The following is a 20,162-nucleotide window of genomic DNA, read 5'->3' on the forward strand; positions in this document are numbered from 1 at the left end:
GCATTTCGAACGCCGTCAGCCGCTTGCCGCCGGTGAGCTTGCCGGATTGGCCGATGTCGCGGTTGTCGAAGCGGATCACGCGAAAGCCGCGCGCGGCAAGCTGTTCGCAGAATTCGTCGTCCCAATGGATCATCTGGGCGCCGAGCCCCATGATCAGCAGCATCGGTTCGGCGCTTTCGTCGCCGAAGATCTCGTAGCAGATGTCGATGCCATTGGCGCGGATCATCTGCGGCGGCCGGTGGGCGAGGGTGGTCAAGGGGCGTCCTCGGCTGGGTTCTCGAGTAACCACTCTATGCCACGCTTTGCCGCGGCGCAGAAGCTTTCTGGCGCGGCGTTCAATGTCAACTTGGGTTGACCGGCTGCCTGCAACGGTGTGGTATGGAGAGCAAAGAGAAGCGTGGCAAGCGCTCGTAACCATTTGGGAGAGCGCCAATGGCCGACAAGGGCAACGATCCCGCTGTCATCTGGCAGAGGATGATCGGCGAGTTGGAGAAGGGATTCAATTCCTTCGCCAACCAGGCAATGGGGACGCCGGAATTCAGCCGGCTGATGAACCAGGCCGGCGGCGTCGCGGCCGGTGCGCAGAAGCAGTTCGTCGAGCTCATGGAGAAATATCTCGTGAGCATGAACCTGCCGAGCCGAGCGCAGCTCGTCGGCATGGCCGAGCGCCTGCAATCGATCGAAGGCCAGCTCAATGAGATCAAGGCGCTGCTCAACCAGATGAACCGCAGCGCAGGCAATGCGGAAAGCGCGACAGCCAGCAAGCCGCGGCCGCCGCGTACCAAACGGCCGCCTGCAGAGAAAGCGCAAAAATGAACTCGCCCTCAATGGATGCGTCCTTGGGAATCGATGCAGCGTCGATCGCGGAGCGCATTCAGTCCGAGGTCCAGCGCGCGATCCAACGCAGCATCAAGGGCGTCGAATATCTGTCGACCTCCGGCCCTGCGCTCGGCTCCACGCCAAAGGACGTGCTGGCCAGCCGCGGCACCATGCAGCTCTACCACTACCGACCGCTGGCGGACGAAATCTACCGCGTGCCGGTCCTGATCGTGATGGCCACCACCAATCGCGGCTATATCCTCGACATGGTGCCCGGACAGAGCTTCATCGAATTCCTGCTCAAGCGCGGCTACGACGTCTACATGCTCGACTGGACCGCGCCGAAACCGGAAGAGAAGAACCTCAGGATGGAGGACTACGTCCTCGACTTCATTCCAGACTGTGTCCGCCGGGTGCAGCAGGATTCCGGCGAGACGGATGTCTCCGTCATCGGTTATTGCTTCGGCGGCGTGCTGTCGCTGCTCTATGGCTCGATCTTCCACGACGGGCCGATGAAGAATTTGATCTGCTTCACCACGCCGATCGACTTCCGCGAGATGACGCTGTTCTCGAATTTCGCCGACCGTCGCTACTTCGACGTCGACCGTCTGATCGATAGCGTCGGGAACATGCCGCCCGAAATGATCCTGTCGTCGTTCGAGATGCTGCGGCCGGCCTCGCGCGCGGCAAGCCAGGTGCAGCTCTGGGACAACATCTGGAACGACGAGTTCGTGAAGTCGTACCGGATGTTCGACCGCTGGGCGACCGACACGCTGCCGCTCGCCGGTGACTATTTCCGGACCATCACCAAGGACCTGATGTGGGACAACAAGCTCTATAACGACGCCATGTCGGTCGGCGGGTGCGCGGCGAAGCTTGCGAACGTCAAGGTGCCGATCCTGCACGCGGTCGCCGAGCATGATCACATCGTGCCTTATGAGGCGGCGCGACACCTGATCGCGAAAGTCGGCTCGACCGACAAGGAGGAGGTGGTCCTCAAAGGTGGCCATGTCAGCCTCGTTGCCGGCGCCAATGCGATCAAGCGGCTGTGGCCGAAACTGGATTCCTGGCTGGGGATGCGATCGACATGAGTGAGACACGTTCCTATCCACAGCGCCTCAAGACCGAGGCCGGCGAGATCGAATTCCGCCTGATGTCGCGCGCCGATGAAGCCGCGGTGCTGGCTTTCGCGCAAAAGCTGCCGACGCATGATCTGCTGTTCCTGCCGCGCAACATCAGCGAGCCGAAAGTGCTATCGGCGTGGCTCAACGAGATCGACCGCGGCGACATCGTGAGCTTGCTCGCGCTGCGGGATGGCGTCGTGGTCGGTTGCGGCACGCTGGTGCGCGACCGCCACTCCTGGTCGCCCCATGTCGGTGAGATCCGGATGGTGGTGTCCTTGGACGTCCGCGGGCAGGGTGTGGGGCGGGCGCTGTCGCAGGAGACTTTTGCCATTGCGCTCAGCGCTGGCCTCGAGAAGCTCTCGGTACAGATGACGGTCGACCAACGGGGCGCGATTGCCCTGTTCGAGGGCCTCGGCTTCCGGGCCGAGGCGCTGCTGCGCGACCATGTCCGAGATGCCGCCGGCGGGACCCACGACATCGTGGTGCTCGGGCACAATGTGGCGCAGGTTCGGGCACAGATGGAGGCCTACGGCCTGCCGGGGGCGGTCGAGCCGCAGGTTTGACCAGCCTGCCGCCCGCCGGACGGGCAGATCGCCTGATATTTTCACTGTTCACGGATTTGTGATATTGCGTTGCAACATATATATTGCGATGCACCATTAACCATGGCATAAGGATGACGCCCTGGGCCAGATTTGGACGGGGTGAGCCCATAGCTCTAACCGAGGATGGAGAGACCCTATGACTACTGAGACCAATTCCGTTTTTGATAGCGTCAAGCAGGCCTTTGCGCCTGTGACTGAAGCTTTTAGCAAGCTGCAGAACCTGGAAGTGCCGGAAGCCGCGCGTGAGTTCGTGAAGAAGCAGGCCGAGACCGCCAAGGTTCGCGCCGCCGACCTGCACGCCGGCTCGGAGAAGGTGACCGCCGTGATCGAATCCGCCGTTGCCGGTTCGGTTTCCGAGGCCGCCAAGATCAGCCGCAATATCCAGGAGGCGTTCTATCAGGACGCGGAAGCGTTCTTCAACGGTATCGACAAGCTGGCTTCCGCCAAGTCGCTGAACGAAGCGGTGCAGATCCAGTCGGACCTGGTGCGTGCGCGCGGCGAAGTGTTCGTCTCGCGGACCAAGGCTGCGACCGAATATGTCGGCAAGCTCGTCACCGAAGGTGCGAAGTCCGCGCAGGACAATTTCGCCAAGGTCTACACCAAGACCGCCTGATTGCGTCAAGCCTACCAACTTTGGTTTTCCGAAGGGCCCGCCGGTTGCGGGCCTTCTTTTTTGAGTTCCGTTTCCATACATCGTCGATGTTGCGCTCTCCGTCATTGCGAGGAGCGGTAGCGACGAAGCAATCCATCTCTCCCGCGTTGAGACATGGATTGCTTCGCTTCGCTCGCAATGACGGCTACTGTGTCTCGACATGAATCTTTGCGCGAAAGCGTCATGACCCTTCCCGCCACCTTCACCATCGCCACTCCCGCCGACGCGATCCGCGCGGCGGAGTTGCGGCGCGTGAAGTGGCTGGCGACCGGGGTGTTAGCTGCGACGTTCGTGCTGTTCCTCGTCGCGAAAGCGCTGTTGCCCGTGCATCCCGTCTTCGGCTTCATCGCGGCGTTTGCAGAGGCTGCCACGATCGGCGGGCTCGCCGACTGGTATGCGGTGGTCGCCTTGTTCAAGCGTCCCCTGGGATTGCCGATCCCGCACACCGCGATCATCCAGAGCAATCAGGGCCGCATCGCCGAGAAGCTCGGCGAATTCATCGAGAAGAATTTCCTCGAAGCAGGGCCGGTGGAGGCCAAGCTGCGCGAGATCGATTTCGGCGCCTTCATCGCCGACTGGCTGCGCGACCGCAAGCGCTCGACCGATCTCGCCCGCTTCGTGCTGGGCCTTTTGCCGGAGGCGTTTTCGGCGACGGAGAATTCGGGGTTGATGAAGTTCGTCAGCCGCCGTGTCACCGCGCAACTGCTGGCGATCGATCTGGCGCCGCTTGCCGCCGGCACGCTACGCGGCTTTGTGCAGGAGGGAAAGCACGAGGGCCTGCTCGACGACATCCTGCGCGTCCTGCACCAGACGCTGACGACGAAGGAGACCATGGCTGTCATCCGCGACAAGGTCCGCGCGGAAATGCCGACGCTCTTGAGACTCTACCGCGCCGACAAATTTGTCGTGAACCGGATCATCGCGTCCGCGACGAAATTCTTCGAGGAGGTCCGCGACGATCCGAAGCATCCGTTCCGCGGCGAGTTCGACCGCATGCTGCTGTCGTTCGTCGAGCGGCTCGGCAGCGATCGCGCTTTTGCCGATCGCATCAACCGATTGAAGCGCGATCTGCTGGCGCGGCCGGAGCTGGAAGGCCTCGCGCGCAACATCTGGTCGAACCTGAAGGACTTCATCGAGCGCAGCGCCTCGGGAGAGACGCAGGTGCTGCAGCAGTATCTCGCCAGGATGTTCGTGGAGGCGGGCGAGGCGCTGGCCGGCGACGCCGAGTTGCGCGCCGAGATCAACGAGGGATTGGTCGCGATCCTCCGGACGGTGGTCGCCGACCAGAAGAGCGGCGTTTCGACCTTCATCGCCGATCAGATGAAGGCCTGGGACATGCAGCAATTGATCTCTCTGCTCGAGATCAATGTCGGCAGGGACCTGCAATATATCCGCTTCAACGGCTCGCTGATCGGCGGCCTTGCCGGATTGATCCTGTACACCATCGAATACCTGCTGCGGCTCGTGTGACAGATCGGGCACGCGGGCGTTTTTGTTGTGATCTGTGTGATCTGGTTCGCTTGAAAGAAGAAGGCCGTTTCCCTAGCTTTAATTGCCCGTTGATCCATTGGCCGGCTGCTGCAACGCGAAGGCCGGCGCGAAGGAGATAGCATGTCCCTTGCCGCAGAGACGCTTCGCCCGCCGTCCAGGACGCTGATGCTGTTGGAAGGGCGCGCCATCCATGAACTCGGCGCCTTCCTCGGCGCCCTGCCGCTGTTGAGCCTCGCGCCGCGCGGCGATGGTCATCCGGTGCTGGTGCTGCCGGGACTGGTCGCATCGGATCTCTCGACACGGCCATTGCGCGAGTTCCTGAGCAGCAAGGGTTATGCGGTGAGCGGCTGGCGCCAGGGCCGCAATCTCGGCCTGCGTACGGGCGTGCAGCAGGGGATGGTCGATCTCGTGCAGGAGATGAACGACAGCCATGGCCGCAAGGTCTCGCTCGTCGGCTGGAGCCTTGGCGGCCTCTATGCGCGCCAGCTCGCCAAGATGATGCCCGAGCGCGTGCGCCAGGTGATCACGCTCGGCAGCCCATTCGCCGCCGGGCCGAAATCGACCAACGCCTGGCGCGTCTACGAGATCGCGAGCGGCCGCCGCGCCGAAGAAGAGGATCCACGCTTCGGCGGATCGCTGGCCGGCGCGCCTCCGGTGCCGACCTCGGCGATCTTCAGCCGCACCGATGGCATCTGCGCCTGGCAGGGCTGCCGCGAACAGGCCTCGGCGATGTCGGAAAGCATCGAGGTCGAAAGCAGCCATTGCGGCATGGGCCACCATCCCGCCGCCGTCTACGCCGTCGCCGATCGTCTGGCGCAGCGCGAAGGGGAGTGGGCGCCGTTCGATCGGAGCGGCTGGCGCGCCATGGTTTATCCTGATCCGAACCGGTAGATTCCGGGCCTCATGGTTCTCAAGGCGATGCGAAGCATCGTCCGGAGACGCGCGTTCCGCGCTCCTCACCATGAGGGGCTGACAGCTTGCGCCTTTGCCAGACCTCATCCCGAGGAGGCCGCGTAGCGGCCGTCTCGAAGGATGAAGCCCCGCCGCCCACCACAAGCGACGTTGTCGCACGCGCGCAAAACGCGGTATGCGTGGACGCATGCCGCAGCCGCTTGACCGCATCATCGACCAGTTGAAGCGCGAACCGTCGCGCACCGGCTCCATCGTCATCACCGTGTTCGGCGACGCCATCGTCCCGCGCGGCGGCTGCGTGTGGCTCGGCACGCTCCTGGATTTCTTTGCCTTCCTCGACATCGATGGCGGCGTGGTGCGAACCGCGATGTCGCGGCTCGCCGCCGACGGCTGGCTCGAGCGCAACAAGGTCGGCCGCAACAGCTTCTACCGACTGAATGAGAAAGGGCGGCAAACCTTCGACACCGCGACCAGGCATATCTATGACCCGCCGCCGTCGGACTGGACCGGGCGTTTCGAATTGCTGCTGATCGGCAATGGCGAGGATCGCGACGCCGCGCGCGAGGCGCTGAAGAACGCCGGCTTCGGCAGTCCGCTGCCGGGCGTGTGGGTCGCGCCGTCGGGCGTGCCAATCCCAGAGGAGGCCTCTAGCGCCATCCGTCTGGAAGTCTCGGCCGAAGATGAAAACGGGCGGCGACTGCTCAGCGAGAGCTGGCCGCTCGATCGCACCGCGGATGCCTATCAGAAATTCATCAGGACGTTCGAGCCGCTGCGCGGCTGGCTTGCGCGCGGCGAGGAACTCACGGATGCCGACGCTTTCACCGCCCGCATCCTCCTGATCCATTACTACCGCCGCGTGGTGCTGCGCGATCCGCTGCTGCCGACCGCGCTGTTGCCAAGGGATTGGCCGGGGAGTGCAGCGCGAAAGCTCTGCGGCGAAATCTATCGCGGCGTGCTTGCCTTGTCCGAACAATGGCTTGACCGGCATGCGACCACTGAGAATGGGCCGTTGCCGAAGCCCAGCATGGAACTTTCGCGGCGGTTTGACGATGCGTGAATATGTTACAAAAATACTTGCAAGAATTGGAATTTTGATATAGATCAAGGACAATAAAATTCGGGAGGTCGGCCATGTACACGCAGGCGCTGAATACGTCTGACGCAGATGACCGCAATGTCGAGGACGCCACACGCGCCGCCGCGTTTCAGGCGCGCATCGATGCCGACGATCGCATCGAGCCGAACGACTGGATGCCCGCGGCCTATCGCAAGACGCTGACGCGGCAGATTTCCCAGCACGCGCATTCCGAAATCGTCGGCATGCTGCCTGAGGGCAACTGGATCACGCGCGCGCCGACACTGCGCCGCAAGGCTGCGCTATTGGCAAAAGTACAGGACGAATGCGGCCACGGGCTCTACCTCTACGCCGCCGCCGAGACGCTCGGCACCTCGCGCGAAGAGCTCGTCGACGCGATGCTGACGGGCAAGGCCAAGTATTCCTCGATCTTCAACTATCCGACGCTGACCTGGGCCGACATCGGCACCATCGGCTGGCTGGTCGACGGCGCGGCGATCATGAACCAGATCCCGCTGTGCCGCTGCTCCTACGGCCCTTACGCGCGGGCGATGATCCGCGTCTGCAAGGAGGAATCCTTCCATCAGCGCCAGGGCTTCGAGATCATGCTGACGCTGTGCCGGGGCACCGACGAGCAGAAGGCGATGGCGCAGGATGCGCTGAACCGGTGGTGGTGGCCGGTCCTGATGATGTTCGGTCCGCCCGACAAGGTGAGCCAGCACAGCGACACCTCGACCAAATGGAAGATCAAGCGTTTCTCCAACGACGAGTTGCGGCAGAAATTCGTCGATGCGACCGTGCCGCAGGCGCAGTTCCTGGGCCTCACCATTCCCGATCCCAAGATGAAGCAGGACGAGGCCGGCCATTGGGTGCCGGGCCCGATCGACTGGGACGAATTTAAGCAGGTGCTCGCGGGCAACGGCCCCTGCAACCGTGATCGTCTCGCGGCGCGCCGCAAGGCGCATGACGCGGGCGCCTGGGTGCGCGAGGCGGCGGCTGCTTACGCCGAGAAGCGCAAGCGCAGGCAGTTCGCACAGGCAGCCGAATAAAGGAGGCCGAGATGGCCACGCCGAATAGTCCGCTATGGGAAGTCTTCATCCGCAGCCGCAACGGCCTTGCGCACAAGCATGTCGGCTCGCTGCATGCCGCCGACGCCACGCTGGCGCTGCAGGCCGCGCGCGACATCTACACCCGCCGCGGCGAGGGCCTCTCGATCTGGGTGGTGCCGTCGAGCGCGATCACTGCCTCCGACCCGGCCGAGAAGGGCATGATGTTCGAGCCGGCGGAGTCGAAGATTTACAGGCACCCGACGTTTTACGACGTGCCCGACGAAGTCGGACATATGTAGCCGTCATTGCGAGCGAAGCGAAGCAATCCATGTTGCCACTTGCCGAGACGTGGATTGCTTCGTCGCTTCGCTCCTCGCAATGACGAGTGAACAAGCAGGTGGATCGCCATGGCCGTTGCAAATGTTGAAATCTCCGAAACGCCGCTCGTGCTTTACACGTTGCGGCGCGCCGACGATGCGCTGATCCTCGGCCACCGCCTGTCGGAATGGTGCGGACACGCGCCAACGCTGGAAGAGGACATGGCGCTTGCCAATATGGGGCTCGATCTGCTCGGACAGGCGCGCGAGCTCTATACTTACGCCGCCAGGGTCGAGGGCAAGGACAACGACGAGGACAAGCTCGCCTATCTGCGCGACGTCAGGCAGTACCGCAATCTCCTCCTGGTCGAGCAGCCGAACGGCGATTTCGCACGCACCATGGTGCGGCAGTTCTTCCATGCCGCCTTCGCCGATCTCTACTGGCGTGCGATGATGCAGTCGAAGGATGCGACACTCGCGGCGATCGCGGCGAAATCCGAGAAGGAGAGCGCCTATCATGTCAGGCATTCGTCGGAATGGATCATCCGGCTCGGCGACGGCACCGAGGAAAGCCATCACCGCGCGCAGACCGCGATTGATGATCTCTGGTCCTTCACCGGCGAGATGTTTTCCGTCGATGGCTCCGAGCACGGCCTGATCGATGCTGGCATCGCTGTCGACCCGGTGTCGCTGTATCCGCAATGGCTGAAGACGATTACTGCCGTCGTGAATGAGGCCACGCTCGCATTACCCGCGAGCAACTGGATGCAGCAGGGCGGCCGCGGTGGCCGGCACAGCGAGCATCTCGGCCATCTTCTCAGCGAATTGCAGTCGCTGCAGCGAACCTTTCCGGGGGCGACATGGTGACCGCTGTCATCAGCGACGCCGATCTGCGCCGGCGCGCGTGGGAGGCGGCTGCGCAGGTGGTTGACCCCGAAATTCCCGTGCTGACCATCGCCGATCTCGGTGTGCTGCGCGATGTCGCCGTTCTTGATGGGCAGGTCGAGGTCGAGATCACGCCGACCTATTCCGGCTGCCCCGCCATGAACATGATCGCGCTCGAGATCGAGCTGGCGCTGGAGCGCGAGGGCATTCGCAGCCCGAAAATCCGCACCGTGCTGTCACCGGCCTGGACCACCGACTGGATGAGCAAGGACGGCCGCCGCAAGCTGAAGGAGTACGGCATTGCGCCGCCGCTGCCCGGCAGCTCGCGCCGCGCGCTGTTCGGCCAGCAGCACGTAGCGTGCCCGCAATGCGGCTCCGAAGACACCGAACTCCTGTCCGAATTCGGCTCGACCTCCTGCAAGGCGCTGTGGCGCTGCAGGAGCTGCCGCGAACCGTTCGACTACTTCAAGTGTCATTGACCATGTCGCTCGCGCCCCGCTTCCATCGCCTTGCCGTCCACGACCTGCGCCGCGAGACCGCGGACGCGATATCGATGACGTTTGCGATCCCGAAGGAGCTCGCAAGCGATTACAGCTTTGCGCCCGGCCAATACCTGACCTTGCGCACGATGCTGGACGGCGAGGAAGTGCGCCGATCCTATTCGATCTGTTCCGGCCCCGATGATGGCGAGCTGCGCATCGCCGTGAAAAAGGTCGATGGCGGCGCGTTTTCGAACTGGGCCGCCGAAGACCTCAAAACGGGCGACGAGCTCGACGTGATGACGCCGACCGGCCGCTTCGGCGTTGCGCCGGCACCGGAGGAGGCGCGGATCTATGTCGGCTTTGCCGCGGGAAGCGGCATCACGCCGATCCTGTCGATCATCAAGGGCGTGCTGGCGCGCGAGCCGCAAAGCCGCTTCTTCCTGTTCTACGGCAATCGCTCGACCTCAGGCATGCTGTTCCTCGAAGAGCTGGAGGAATTGAAGGATCGCTTCATGCAGCGGTTTTCGCTGTTCCACGTGATCTCAGGCGAGGAGCAGGACATCCCGATCCTGCATGGCCGGCTCGATGGCGAGAAGGTGAGGGTGCTGTTGCGCTCGCTGGTGCCGGCCGCAAGTGTCGATCACGTCTTCATCTGCGGCCCGATCGGGATGAGCGAAGAGATCGAGGTAACCTGCCGTGAACTTGGCCTCGGCGATGACAAGATCCACGTCGAGCGCTTCGTCTCCGAGTTCGGTGGCAAGCCGCGGCCGAAAAAGATCGTGGAGCCGGGCGCGCCGCCGAAGGCGATGGCCGCGCTGATCATCGACGGCAAGCGGCGCGAAGTGCCGGTAGCGGATGGTGAGGCCATCCTCGACGCGGCGCTGCGCGCGGGCATCGACCTGCCCTTCGCCTGCAAGGGCGGCATGTGCTCGACCTGCCGCGCCAAGCTCGTCGAGGGCAAGGCGGAGATGGAGCTGAATTATTCGCTGGAGCCCTGGGAATTGCAGGCGGGCTTCATCCTGACCTGCCAGGCCCGGCCATGCTCGGACAAGGTCGTCGTAGATTACGACCACGTATAGAGCTTTAAGTCGCGTTGACACGCAGGGCAGTGCGTCTCACAAATAATGCCAAGAGGTCCATTCAACGGGCCCGAAGACAGGGGAGTTGAACGTGAACGTCAAGGCCACGCTTTCGTCCGAAGACCTTGCGCGCGCCTGCGCCGAGGCGATGTGGAAGGAGGACGACGCCAGCAAGGGCCTCGGCATGGAGATCGTTGAGATCAAGCCGGGGCAGGCGACGCTTGCGATGACGATTGCGCCGCACATGGTCAACGGCCAGCGTATCGCTCATGGCGGCTTCATCTTCACGCTGGCCGATTCCGCGTTCGCCTTTGCCTGCAACAGCCACAATGAACGCGTCGTCGCCGCGCAAGGCAGCATCACTTTCATCAGGCCCGGCAGGCTCGGCGACCGCCTGATCGCCACCGCGCGCGAGATCTCGCGCAGCGGGCGATCCGGAATCTATGACGTCCGCGTCACCGCAGGCGATGATGTGATCGCCGAATTCCGCGGCCATTCGCGTGTGATCAGCGGCACCTGGCTGCCGACAGCGGACAACGAGACCAAGCAAAAATAGACGATCGAAGGAAACGCGCCATGGCCATGCCAAAGCTCAAGTCGACGGGAAGTGGTTACAGCGCTGAGATGGACGAGGCCGAAAGCGCCTCGCGCGATGCGATCATGTCGCTGCAGACCAAGCGGCTGGCCTGGTCGCTGCAGCATGTCTATGACAACGTCGCGCATTACAAGCGCGCCTTCGATGCGGCCGGCGTGCATCCGTCCGATTTCCGCGAGCTTTCCGATCTCGCGAAATTCCCATTCACGGCCAAGACCGACCTGCGCGACAATTATCCGTTCAATATGTTCGCGGTGCCGCGCGAAAAACTGGTGCGCGTGCATGCCTCCTCCGGCACGACCGGCAAGCCGATCGTGGTCGGCTACACGCAAGCCGATATCGACATCTGGTCGGAGGTGATGGCGCGCTCGATCCGTGCTGCCGGCGGTCGCCGCGGCATGATCATCCACAATGCCTACGGCTATGGCCTGTTCACCGGCGGGCTCGGCGTGCATTACGGAGCCGAGCAGCTCGGCTGCACCGTGGTGCCGGTCTCCGGCGGCATGACCGAACGGCAGGTGCAACTCATCAACGACTTCCGCCCCGACATCATCACGGTGACGCCGAGCTATATGCTAGCGATCCTGGACGAGTTCAGGCGGCAGCGGCTCGAGCCGCGACAATCGTCGCTGAAGTTCGGCGTCTTCGGCGCCGAACCCTGGACCAACGCGATGCGCGCCGAGATCGAGCACGCCTTCGACATGGACGCGACCGACATCTACGGCCTGTCCGAGGTGATCGGCCCCGGCGTCGCGCAGGAATGTGTGGAGAGCAAGGATGGCTTGCACATCTGGGAGGATCATTTCTATCCTGAAGTGATCGATCCCGAGACCGGACAAGTGCTGCCCGACGGCGAGAAGGGCGAACTGGTCTTCACTTCGCTCACCAAGGAAGCCTTTCCCGTGATCCGCTACCGCACCCGCGACCTGACGCGCCTGCTGCCGGGCACCGCGCGGCCGGGCATGCGGCGGATGGAGAAGGTCACGGGACGCTCAGACGACATGATCATCCTGCGCGGCGTCAACGTATTCCCCACTCAGATCGAGGAGGCGCTGCTCGCGACTGACTGGTGCGGCGGCCATTTCATCATCGAACTCTCGCGCGAAGGCCGCATGGACGAGATGACAGTGCTCGCCGAAGCCCGCCCCGAAAGCTGGGACGGCAGCGGCCTTGCCGCGCATGCCGAGAAAGTCTCGATCTTCATCAAGAACACAATCGGCATCACCGCACGCGTTCAAGCCGTCGCCCCCGAAACCCTCGAGCGCTCGCTCGGCAAGGCCAAACGGGTTTACGACAAGCGGCCGAGGGGGTAGCCGTCACCCCTCATGGTGAGGAGGCGCGCAAGCGCCGTCTCGAACCATGAGGCCCGGTCGGTGGCCACATCCTTCGAGACGCGCGTTCCGCGCTCCTCAGGATGAGGGGCTAAAGGTTCGCTTGCGGCGGCAAGGCGAGTGCTCGACAGGCGCAAGCCACGCGCGTAACTTTCTCCCCTCATGGTGAGGAGGCGCGCAAGCGCCGTCTCGAACCATGAGGCCCGGTTGGTGGCCACATCCTTCGAGACGCCGCTTTGCGGCTCCTCAGGATGAGGGGTGAGAGTGGGGATTGGGGAGATGGAATATGGCTGAGGGCGCGTTTCTCTATATTCTCCGATGTGCCGATGGGAGTTTCTACATCGGGATCACGCGGACCGCGCTCGAGATCAGAGTAGCGCAGCATAATTCCGGAACGGTTGGCGGCTATACCGCGACGCGCCGACCGGTGACGCTGGTCTATTCGCAATGGTTCGATCGCATCACCGACGCGATCGAGAATGAGCGCAAGCTCAAGAAATGGAGCAGGGCCAAGAAGGAGGCGTTTATACGCGGCGATTATGCGGCTCTGCGCCAGCTATCGGCACGAAGATCGCCGCACTCGTCCACCCAACCCGCCTAACGGACCGACACCTCAATGCCGACACCCTGCACCCAAACAGTCCAAGCCCGCTGCGTTCGCCTGCTAGCCAAAGCCGATAACCCCGCCGCGCTTGCGCCGACCGTGGAAACGCATGCGCTGTCACGCGCGGCGAACGAGGTGCTGATCGAGATCAAGGCTGCCGCCGTCAATCCATCTGACGTGAAGGCCGCGACCGGACTGATGCCTTACGCGGTGTTTCCGCGCACGCCGGGCCGTGACTATGCCGGCGTCGTGATCGACGGGCCCGAGGGGTGGGTCGGGCGTGAGGTGTTCGGCTCGTCCGGCGATCTCGGCATTCGCCGCGACGGCACGCATGCCACGCATCTCGCGGTCGAGTCCGAGGCGGTGGTGGAGAAGCCGAAGGGCATTTCGTGGGAGGAGGCCGCGGGCATCGGCGTGCCGTTCGTCACTGCGATCGAGGGCTTTCGCCGCGCCGGCCTGCCGAAGCCAAGCGAGACCGTGCTGGTGATGGGCGTCAACGGCAAGGTCGGGCAGGCAGCGGTGCAGATCGCGACCTGGCAAGGCGCGCGTGTCATCGGCGTGGCGCGCAAGAGCGAGCCCTATGAAGGGCACAGCAACGCGAAGGTCGAGATGATCGATGCCTCAAGCACCGATGTAGCGGCGCGCGTGCGCGAGCTCACCGGTGGCAAGGGCGCCGACATCGTCTTCAACACGGTTGGCGATCCCTATTTCCAGGCCGCGCACAAATCGCTGGCGCTGCGCGGACGGCAGATCCTGATCGCGGCTGTCGACCGCATCGTGCAGTTCAATATCCTCGAATTCTATCGCGGCCAGCACACCTATGTCGGCATCGACACGCTGGGCCTGTCGTCGATCGCAACCGGCGCGGTGCTGCGCGAACTCGGCCCGGGATTTGCGAGCGGGCACCTGAAGCCGTTTCCGATCAAGGCGAGCGCGATCTATCCGCTGGAGCAGGCGAAAGCCGCGTTCCTTGCCGTGGCCGGCTCGTCGCGCGACAGGGTCATACTGCGGCCCTGATGATTGATGCCGTCATTGCGAGGAGCGCAAGCGACGAAGCAATCCATGCCTCAGCAAGTGGAGGCATGGATTGCTTCGCTTCGCTCGCAATGACGCCAATGTAGATTCTCAATCCACCGCCTTCGTCACGATCCGCACCTCCGACGTCAGCGTGCGGTGCACCGGGCACTTGTCGGCGATCTCCATCAGCCGCTTGCGCTGGTCGTCGTCGAGCGATGGTCCGTCGATCTTGATGACACGGTCGATCTGGTCGAGCATGCCTTCGCGCGTCTCGCACTCCTCGCAATCCTTGGCGTAGATCTTGCTGTGCGTCAGCGTCACCGTGACGCGATCGAGCGGCAGCGCCTTGCGGTCGGCGTACAGGCGCATCGTCATCGAGGTGCAGGCGCCAAGTCCCGCGAGCACGAGATCGTAAGGGCCGGGGCCTGAGTCCTCGCCGCCGACGGCGGCCGGTTCGTCCGCCAGCAATCGGTGCGGGCCGACGGTGATGGTCTGCTGGAATTTGCTGTTGCGCGTCTCGCGCACCACGACACGGCGCGGCGCTTCGGCGAGATCGGCGGCCGCCCCGAGCGCCGTTGGCCCGACATAGCGCTCGGACCAGGCCGCGATAACGTCGGCGGCGTAGGTCGTGTCGCGCTTGTCGGTGAGGAGATGATCGGCGTCGGCGAGCGAGACGAAGCTCTTGGGATGCTTGGCCGCGATGAACAGCTTGGTGGCGTTCTCGATGCCGACGGTATCGTCGGTCGGTGCGTGCATAACCAAGAGCGCCTTGTGCAGCTTCGCGACCTGCGCCAGCAGATTCTGCTCGGCGATGTCGTCGAGGAATTCGCGCTTGATGCGGAACGGCCGGCGGCGAGCGAGACCTCGACTTCGCCTTGCTCGCGGATGTCCTCGACGCGGTCCTTGAGCAAATGGGTGACGTGGGCGGGATCGGAGGGCGCGGCGATGGTGACGATGGCCTTCGCCTCAGGGATCTGCGCGGCAGCGGCGAGGATCGCAGCGCCGCCGAGGCTGTGGCCGATCAGGAGATCGGGCGCTTTGCGGGTTTCGCGCAAATGATGGGCGGCACGAACGAGATCGACGACGTTGGAGGAGAAGGTCGAATTGGCGAAATCGCCTTCGCTGGAGCCGAGCCCCGTAAAATCGAAGCGCAGCACCGCGATGCCTTTGGCGGCAAGCGCGACCGCAATGCGCTTGGCCGCCAGCACGTCCTTGCCGCACGTGAAGCAATGCGCAAACAGCGCGTAAGCGTTGATCTCGCCGTCAGGCGTATCCAGCGCGGCGGCGAGCTGGTGTCCTTCCGAGCTTGCGAATTGGAAGCGTTCAGTCGGCACGGCTACCCTCCATCGCTTTTTTCCTTCACCTCTCCCTGCGGGAGAGGCGAGGAATGGCGCCATCAATGGCTAATCACCCGAGTAACGTTCTTCCTTCCACGGATCGCCGCGGTTGTGATAGCCGCGGACCTCCCAATAGCCCGGCGCATCCCGCGTGAGGAATTCGATCCCCTGCAGCCATTTGGCGCTTTTCCAGAAATAGAGATGCGGCACCACGAGCCGCACCGGGCCGCCATGCTCCTCGGTCAGCGGTTTGCCTGACCAGCTATGGGCGAGCAGCGCGTCCTCGGCGGCAAAATCCTCCAGTGCGAGATTGGTGGTGTAGCCGTCATAGCAATGCAGCACCACGAAAAGCGCATCCTCATGCGGCTCGCAGGCGGCCAAGAGATCGCGGGTCGCAAGGCCCTGCCACTGATTGTCGAAGCGTGACCAGGTGGTGACGCAATGGATGTCGGAGACGAATTGCGACTGCGGCTGCGCGGTGAACTGCGTCCAATCCCAGAACACCGGATGTTCCACGGCGCCATAGACGTCGAGCCGCCAGCGCTCGCGCGCAATCTCCGGCGTCAGTCCGAGATCGAGCGTCGGCCAGTCGCGGGTGAGATGCTGGCCGGGCGGCAGGCGCTGCTCCTCGGGACGCGAGATCCTGCCGGTGAGGAAGCGGCCCTCGCGTGCCCAGCGCTCCTTGCTACGCGTCAGCTTGCTTTCCGGCGGCGGCTCCTGGTCATCAGCCATTGGTCAATCTTTGGCGTCACTCGTGGCGATGCATCGCCGATTCATGCTTGGTGTCACGCATGGTTGCATAGATCAGAAGCGAGAGGAAGATCATGCCGCTGAGGTAATAATAGAACCATTGTTCGTGCCCGAGGCTCTTGAAATAGAGCGCGATCGCCGGTGCCGTACCGCCGAACAGCGACACCGTGATCGCATAGGGCAGGCCGACGCCGAGCGCGCGGACGTTGGTCGGAAACAGTTCGGCCTTCACCACGGCGTTGATCGACGTGTAGCCGGCGGTGAAGATCCAGGCGGCGCAGATCAACAGGAACGCGATAAACGGCGTCTTGGCGTCCTTCAGCGCGGTCAGGATCGGCACGGTCGCGAGCGTGCCGACCACGCCGAAGAAGATCAGGAGCGGCTTGCGGCCGATGCGGTCGGACAGCGCGCCGTAGAGCGGCTGCAGAATGGTCGCGAAGATCAGCGAACCGAAGATCACGAACGTGGTCTGGTCCTCGGTGAGGCCCACCGACAATTTGACGAAGGTCTGCATATAGGTGGTGAAGGTGTAGAACGCCGCGGTGCCGCCCGCGGTCAGCCCGACCACCAGCAGCAGTTCGCGCGGGTAGTTCAGGAGTTTTGTGATCGAGCCGGTCGGCTTGCTCACCTTCTTTGCTTCCTCGAAGGCGTCGGTCTCCTGCAGGCTGCGCCGCATCACCGCTGCGATCACGGCAAGCGCCGCGCCGATCGCGAAGGGAATTCGCCAGCCCCAGTCCTTTAGCTGTTCCGGCGTCAAGAACACCTTCTGCAGCAAGAGCAGCACGATGATCGCGGTGAGCTGGCCGCCGATCAAGGTGACGTATTGGAAGCTCGAATAGAAGCCGCGATTCTTGGCGTCGGCGACCTCGCTGAGATAGGTGGCGCTCGCGCCATATTCGCCGCCGAGGCTAAGGCCCTCGATCACGCGCGCCAATGCGAGGATCGCGGGCGCGGCAAAGCCGATCGTGGCGTAGGTCGGCGTCACCGCGATGATCAGCGAGCCGAAACACATGCAGACCACGGAAACCGTGAGCGACAGCCGCCGCCCATAGCGGTCGGCGATGAAGCCGAACAGCCAGCCGCCGAGCGGCCGCATCAGGAAAGTCGCGGCGAATATCACGGCTGCGTTGAACTGCTGCACCACCGGATCGTTGCCGGGAAAGAACGCCGGCGCGAAATACAGCGCGAAAGCGGTGTAGGCGTAGAAGTCGTACCACTCGACGAGATTGCCGACCGAGCCGATGAAGATCGCCTTGATGCGACGTTCGACGTCACGAATGTCGAGGGGCTCGTCGGCGATCCCAGCGGCCTGATCTGTCATATTGGAACTCCACGCACGGCAATTTGATCATCCGGCCCGACACTTCTCACGGCATCAGGAGCGGCTGCGGCCCGCGTAGCATGTCGAATATCGTCGGCGCAATTGCCGATGGGCGCTTCTCTCCTCTCGATAACCCTCATCCTGAGGAGCCTGCGGAGCAGGCGTCTCGAAGGATGGCCCCGGGTGAGATAGGGGCCTCATGGTTCGAGACGGCGCTGCGCCTCCTCACCATGAGGGGAGATATCCTTATCTCGCCGCCCTTGGATCGATCGGCGTAGTACCGCGCACGCCCAAAATATCCTCCAGCGCCTTGGCGCCGGCGAGCAGGTTGGCCTCGCCGCGCGGCGGCGCCACCATCTGCAGTCCGACCGGCAGGCCGGAGGTGGTGAAGCCGCAGGGCAGGGACAGCGCCGGACAACACGCAAGTGTGATCGCATAGACGATGCCGAGCCACTCCACGTAATTGTCGAACGTCTTGCCGTCGCATTCGGCGACATAGCGGTTCTCGATCGGGAACGGCGCGACGATGGTCGCAGGCGTCAGCAACAGGTCGTAGGTCCCGAAGAATTCGAGGGTGCGTGCCGTCATGGCGACGCGCTGGGCCTCGGCGCGTTCGATCTGCTCGACCGTCAACTTCAGGCCTTCCTCGATGTTCCAGATCACCTCCGGCTTAAGCAGGTCGCGTTTGGTGCGAAGCAGCGCCGCCTTGGTGACGGCGAAGTCGAAAGCGCGCAGCACGTGGAAACATTCATGGGCTTCGCTGAGGTCGGGATGTGCTTCCTCGACGATGGCGCCTGCTTCGGCAAAGCGTTCCGCTGCCTTCCGCGTGACCGCCCTGACTTCTGGATCGACCGGGGTGATGCCGAGGTCGGGCGAATAGGCGATGCGTTTCGGTTTCTTGCGGGAGCGCGCCGCTGAGAGGAACGACGTCGTCGGCGCCGGCAGCGACAGCGGGTCGGCGGCGTACTCGCCGCTCATGGCGTCGAGCAACAGCGCGAGATCCTCGACGTTGCGCGCCATCGGGCCGTGAACGGTCAGGTTGCGATCGATCATGCCGCTTGGCGTGTGGGCGACGCGGCCGATGCTGGGCCGCATTCCGACGATGCCGCAGAAACTGGCTGGATTGCGCAGCGATCCACCCATGTCGGTGCCGTGGGCAAGCCACGCCATTCCGGTCGCAAGCGCGACCGCCGCTCCGCCGGAAGAGCCGGATGCCGAGCGCGACGTATCCCAAGGGTTCAATGTCGCGCCGAACACTTCATTGAAGGTGTTGGCGCCGGCGCCGAATTCTGGCGTGTTCGATTTGGCGTAGACCACACTGCCATTCGTTTCCAGATGTGCCACGACGATGTCGGACCTGGTGGCGACGGTATCCTTGAAGATCGGCGATCCCTGCGTGTTCAGCACGCCCTCGACGTTGAAGAGATCCTTGATCGGTACCGGCAGGCCCGCGAGCAGGCCGCGCTCGGCAGCCGGCTTCTGCATCAGCGCTTCGGCGTGCCTCCGCGCGCGGTCGAAGCACAGGATCGGAAGCGCGTTGACCTTGTCGTCGACCTCGGCGATCCGTTTTTCCAGGACGTCGAGCAGGTCGAGCGGTGTGACCTCGCCCGCCCGCAACTTGTCGACGACTGTGCAGGCGCTCTCCCGCACCAGGCCTTGATCCGTCACTTGCATCTCCATTGATTGCAGTTCGTAACAGCGGAGGGAGCTAGTGCTCTAGACCATTTTCCGGCAAAGTGGAAACGTGCTGGGGGAATGGCCGGAACCGGAGACCTGCTGATGACGACACCCTTCTCTGCGCTCGATTGGCGCGCCATGAGCCAGGAGGAGCGTGACCGCGGTTTGAACAACGGTGCCGCAGTTGTAGGCAGCGGTGATATTGTCGGAGGGTGGGGGGAGCGTTCTGCGGAGTTGCGCAAGCGCTATCCCAATCACATCGATCTCCGCTACGGCCCGCGCGAGCGCAACCGCATCGATTTCCTGAAAGCGGGCGAGCGCGCGCCGACGCTGCTGTTCATCCATGGCGGCTACTGGCAGATGCGGTCGAAGGAGTTCTTCACGGTGATGGCCGAAGGACCGATGGCGCATGGCATCAATGTCGCGCTGATCGGCTACACGCTCGCGCCGGAGGCGACGCTCGACGAGATCGTCGCCGAGATCCACGCCGGCACCGACTTCCTCGCCAAGCAGTTGCCGGCGCTGGGAGCGGCCGAAAATGGCATCGTCGTCTCCGGCTGGTCGGCCGGCGGTCATCTGACCGCAATGGCGCTGTCGCATCAGCATGTCCGGGGCGGGGTCGCGATCAGTGGCATCTACGACCTCGAGCCGATCCGGATGAGCTATCTCAACGTCAAGCTCGGGCTCGACGAGGCGGCCTCCCACCGCAATTCACCAATGCGACAGGCCGGCGGGCCGCTCAAGCCGTTGTCGCTGGTGGTCGGCAGCGGCGAACTGCCGCTCTTGCGCAAGCAGACCGCCGATTTCGCCGGGCACCGCGCCGATTATGGTTTGCCGGTGACGTATGAGGAGATTCCCGGCGCCGATCATTTTTCAATCATGGACGAGATGATGTCGCCGAACGGGCGGATCACAGCGCTGATCCGGCGGTTGTGCGAGGCTCCATAGGCGTCATCGCGAATTGGCCGTAGCCCGGGTGGAGCGAAGCGTAACCCGGGGTGCTCGTAATCGCAGACGCAGGTGTCCCGGGTTGCGCTGCC

Annotated in this window: 21 protein-coding genes and 1 pseudogene; 17 read left to right on the forward strand and 5 right to left on the reverse strand. The window is 63.6% G+C overall.

Going from position 1 to position 20,162, the window contains the following annotated elements; genetic code table 11:
• On the reverse strand, positions 1 to 256 hold a 256-nt coding region (locus tag CWO89_RS21825), incomplete at its 3' end, for an alpha/beta fold hydrolase (RefSeq protein WP_165421276.1).
• Positions 257 to 432: 176 nt separating this feature from the next.
• On the opposite strand from CWO89_RS21825, the gene CWO89_RS21830 reads away from it, so the two are divergent.
• The 16 genes from CWO89_RS21830 (at position 433) to CWO89_RS21905 (ending at position 14,037) form a co-directional block, all read left to right on the forward strand.
• Positions 433 to 816 (forward strand): hypothetical protein, encoded by a 384-nt coding sequence (locus CWO89_RS21830; RefSeq protein WP_130580808.1) that lies wholly within the window; start codon positions 433 to 435, stop codon positions 814 to 816.
• A gap of 11 nt (positions 817 to 827) precedes the next feature.
• Complete coding sequence (locus CWO89_RS21835; protein ID WP_130580826.1) at positions 828 to 1,910, forward strand: alpha/beta fold hydrolase; 1,083 nt, start codon at positions 828 to 830, stop codon at positions 1,908 to 1,910.
• Positions 1,907 to 2,506, forward strand: a complete 600-nt coding sequence (locus CWO89_RS21840; RefSeq protein WP_130580809.1) for a GNAT family N-acetyltransferase — start codon at positions 1,907 to 1,909, stop codon at positions 2,504 to 2,506. The genes CWO89_RS21835 and CWO89_RS21840 overlap by 4 nt, the downstream gene beginning before the upstream one ends.
• Before the next feature lie 178 nt (positions 2,507 to 2,684).
• Positions 2,685 to 3,161: a phasin gene (locus tag CWO89_RS21845; protein WP_130580810.1), complete on the forward strand. Its 477-nt coding sequence runs from the start codon at positions 2,685 to 2,687 to the stop codon at positions 3,159 to 3,161.
• A 222-nt stretch (positions 3,162 to 3,383) separates the two neighbouring features.
• Complete coding sequence (locus CWO89_RS21850; protein WP_130580811.1) at positions 3,384 to 4,670, forward strand: DUF445 domain-containing protein; 1,287 nt, start codon at positions 3,384 to 3,386, stop codon at positions 4,668 to 4,670.
• A gap of 141 nt (positions 4,671 to 4,811) precedes the next feature.
• Positions 4,812 to 5,582, forward strand: coding sequence for an esterase/lipase family protein (locus CWO89_RS21855; RefSeq protein ID WP_130580812.1), 771 nt, complete (start codon positions 4,812 to 4,814; stop codon positions 5,580 to 5,582).
• A 208-nt stretch (positions 5,583 to 5,790) separates the two neighbouring features.
• Complete coding sequence (gene paaX / locus CWO89_RS21860) at positions 5,791 to 6,660, forward strand: phenylacetic acid degradation operon negative regulatory protein PaaX (protein ID WP_130580813.1); 870 nt, start codon at positions 5,791 to 5,793, stop codon at positions 6,658 to 6,660.
• Between the two features lie 74 nt (positions 6,661 to 6,734).
• Entirely contained in the window at positions 6,735 to 7,727 is a 993-nt protein-coding gene (paaA, locus tag CWO89_RS21865) for a 1,2-phenylacetyl-CoA epoxidase subunit PaaA (protein ID WP_130580814.1), read from the forward strand.
• An 11-nt stretch (positions 7,728 to 7,738) separates the two neighbouring features.
• Positions 7,739 to 8,026, forward strand: a complete 288-nt coding sequence (paaB, locus tag CWO89_RS21870) for a 1,2-phenylacetyl-CoA epoxidase subunit PaaB (protein ID WP_130580815.1) — start codon at positions 7,739 to 7,741, stop codon at positions 8,024 to 8,026.
• 108 nt (positions 8,027 to 8,134) lie between these two features.
• Positions 8,135 to 8,911, forward strand: coding sequence for a 1,2-phenylacetyl-CoA epoxidase subunit PaaC (paaC, locus tag CWO89_RS21875; protein WP_130580816.1), 777 nt, complete (start codon positions 8,135 to 8,137; stop codon positions 8,909 to 8,911).
• Positions 8,905 to 9,408, forward strand: coding sequence for a 1,2-phenylacetyl-CoA epoxidase subunit PaaD (gene paaD, locus CWO89_RS21880; protein ID WP_130580817.1), 504 nt, complete (start codon positions 8,905 to 8,907; stop codon positions 9,406 to 9,408). Before paaC ends, paaD begins: the two co-directional genes overlap by 7 nt.
• A 2-nt stretch (positions 9,409 to 9,410) precedes the next feature.
• Positions 9,411 to 10,490, forward strand: a complete 1,080-nt coding sequence (paaE, locus tag CWO89_RS21885) for a 1,2-phenylacetyl-CoA epoxidase subunit PaaE (protein WP_130580818.1) — start codon at positions 9,411 to 9,413, stop codon at positions 10,488 to 10,490.
• 91 nt (positions 10,491 to 10,581) lie between these two features.
• The gene (gene paaI / locus CWO89_RS21890; protein WP_165421277.1) at positions 10,582 to 11,046 is read left to right on the forward strand and encodes a hydroxyphenylacetyl-CoA thioesterase PaaI; all 465 of its coding nucleotides are present in this window, start codon (positions 10,582 to 10,584) and stop codon (positions 11,044 to 11,046) included.
• Between the two features lie 20 nt (positions 11,047 to 11,066).
• The gene (gene paaK, locus CWO89_RS21895) at positions 11,067 to 12,398 is read left to right on the forward strand and encodes a phenylacetate--CoA ligase PaaK (RefSeq protein ID WP_130580819.1); all 1,332 of its coding nucleotides are present in this window, start codon (positions 11,067 to 11,069) and stop codon (positions 12,396 to 12,398) included.
• Between the two features lie 304 nt (positions 12,399 to 12,702).
• Positions 12,703 to 13,017 carry a GIY-YIG nuclease family protein gene (locus CWO89_RS21900; protein ID WP_130580820.1) on the forward strand — a complete coding sequence of 105 codons (315 nt, stop codon included), beginning with the start codon at positions 12,703 to 12,705 and terminating at the stop codon, positions 13,015 to 13,017.
• A gap of 15 nt (positions 13,018 to 13,032) precedes the next feature.
• Complete coding sequence (locus CWO89_RS21905; protein WP_130580821.1) at positions 13,033 to 14,037, forward strand: quinone oxidoreductase family protein; 1,005 nt, start codon at positions 13,033 to 13,035, stop codon at positions 14,035 to 14,037.
• A 108-nt stretch (positions 14,038 to 14,145) separates the two neighbouring features.
• Here the strand turns inward: CWO89_RS21905 and CWO89_RS21910 are convergent.
• From CWO89_RS21910 to CWO89_RS21925, 4 genes and pseudogenes are all read right to left on the reverse strand, one after another.
• Positions 14,146 to 15,371 (reverse strand): annotated as a pseudogene (locus tag CWO89_RS21910) (bifunctional alpha/beta hydrolase/OsmC family protein).
• 69 nt (positions 15,372 to 15,440) lie between these two features.
• Positions 15,441 to 16,106, reverse strand: coding sequence for a sulfite oxidase-like oxidoreductase (locus tag CWO89_RS21915; RefSeq protein WP_130580822.1), 666 nt, complete (start codon positions 16,104 to 16,106; stop codon positions 15,441 to 15,443).
• Positions 16,107 to 16,122: 16 nt separating this feature from the next.
• A complete protein-coding gene (locus CWO89_RS21920) occupies positions 16,123 to 17,445 on the reverse strand; it encodes an MFS transporter (RefSeq protein WP_130580823.1) in 1,323 nt (440 codons plus the stop codon).
• A 246-nt stretch (positions 17,446 to 17,691) separates the two neighbouring features.
• Positions 17,692 to 19,119: an amidase gene (locus CWO89_RS21925; protein WP_130580828.1), complete on the reverse strand. Its 1,428-nt coding sequence runs from the start codon at positions 19,117 to 19,119 to the stop codon at positions 17,692 to 17,694.
• Positions 19,120 to 19,224: 105 nt separating this feature from the next.
• Between CWO89_RS21925 and CWO89_RS21930 the strand changes: the two genes are divergently transcribed.
• The gene (locus CWO89_RS21930; protein ID WP_130580824.1) at positions 19,225 to 20,070 is read left to right on the forward strand and encodes an alpha/beta hydrolase; all 846 of its coding nucleotides are present in this window, start codon (positions 19,225 to 19,227) and stop codon (positions 20,068 to 20,070) included.
• Positions 20,071 to 20,162: the final 92 nt, after the last annotated feature.

This window comes from Bradyrhizobium sp. Leo170 (genome assembly GCF_004296405.1).
Lineage (GTDB): Bacteria > Pseudomonadota > Alphaproteobacteria > Rhizobiales > Xanthobacteraceae > Bradyrhizobium.

Bases quoted from the DNA above. Each gene is read 5' to 3' on its own strand.
- paaD (WP_130580817.1), top strand. From the start codon at position 8,905: ATGGTGACCGCTGTCATCAGCGACGCCGATCTGCGCCGGCGCGCGTGG.
- paaX (WP_130580813.1), top strand. From the start codon at position 5,791: ATGCCGCAGCCGCTTGACCGCATCATCGACCAGTTGAAGCGCGAACCG.
- paaC (WP_130580816.1), top strand. From the start codon at position 8,135: ATGGCCGTTGCAAATGTTGAAATCTCCGAAACGCCGCTCGTGCTTTAC.
- CWO89_RS21925 (WP_130580828.1), bottom strand. From the start codon at position 19,119: ATGCAAGTGACGGATCAAGGCCTGGTGCGGGAGAGCGCCTGCACAGTC.
- CWO89_RS21845 (WP_130580810.1), top strand. From the start codon at position 2,685: ATGACTACTGAGACCAATTCCGTTTTTGATAGCGTCAAGCAGGCCTTT.
- CWO89_RS21915 (WP_130580822.1), bottom strand. From the start codon at position 16,106: ATGGCTGATGACCAGGAGCCGCCGCCGGAAAGCAAGCTGACGCGTAGC.
- paaE (WP_130580818.1), top strand. From the start codon at position 9,411: ATGTCGCTCGCGCCCCGCTTCCATCGCCTTGCCGTCCACGACCTGCGC.
- paaA (WP_130580814.1), top strand. From the start codon at position 6,735: ATGTACACGCAGGCGCTGAATACGTCTGACGCAGATGACCGCAATGTC.
- CWO89_RS21850 (WP_130580811.1), top strand. From the start codon at position 3,384: ATGACCCTTCCCGCCACCTTCACCATCGCCACTCCCGCCGACGCGATC.
- CWO89_RS21835 (WP_130580826.1), top strand. From the start codon at position 828: ATGGATGCGTCCTTGGGAATCGATGCAGCGTCGATCGCGGAGCGCATT.
- CWO89_RS21830 (WP_130580808.1), top strand. From the start codon at position 433: ATGGCCGACAAGGGCAACGATCCCGCTGTCATCTGGCAGAGGATGATC.
- CWO89_RS21905 (WP_130580821.1), top strand. From the start codon at position 13,033: ATGCCGACACCCTGCACCCAAACAGTCCAAGCCCGCTGCGTTCGCCTG.
- CWO89_RS21930 (WP_130580824.1), top strand. From the start codon at position 19,225: ATGACGACACCCTTCTCTGCGCTCGATTGGCGCGCCATGAGCCAGGAG.
- CWO89_RS21900 (WP_130580820.1), top strand. From the start codon at position 12,703: ATGGCTGAGGGCGCGTTTCTCTATATTCTCCGATGTGCCGATGGGAGT.
- CWO89_RS21840 (WP_130580809.1), top strand. From the start codon at position 1,907: ATGAGTGAGACACGTTCCTATCCACAGCGCCTCAAGACCGAGGCCGGC.
- CWO89_RS21920 (WP_130580823.1), bottom strand. From the start codon at position 17,445: ATGACAGATCAGGCCGCTGGGATCGCCGACGAGCCCCTCGACATTCGT.
- paaB (WP_130580815.1), top strand. From the start codon at position 7,739: ATGGCCACGCCGAATAGTCCGCTATGGGAAGTCTTCATCCGCAGCCGC.
- paaK (WP_130580819.1), top strand. From the start codon at position 11,067: ATGGCCATGCCAAAGCTCAAGTCGACGGGAAGTGGTTACAGCGCTGAG.
- CWO89_RS21855 (WP_130580812.1), top strand. From the start codon at position 4,812: ATGTCCCTTGCCGCAGAGACGCTTCGCCCGCCGTCCAGGACGCTGATG.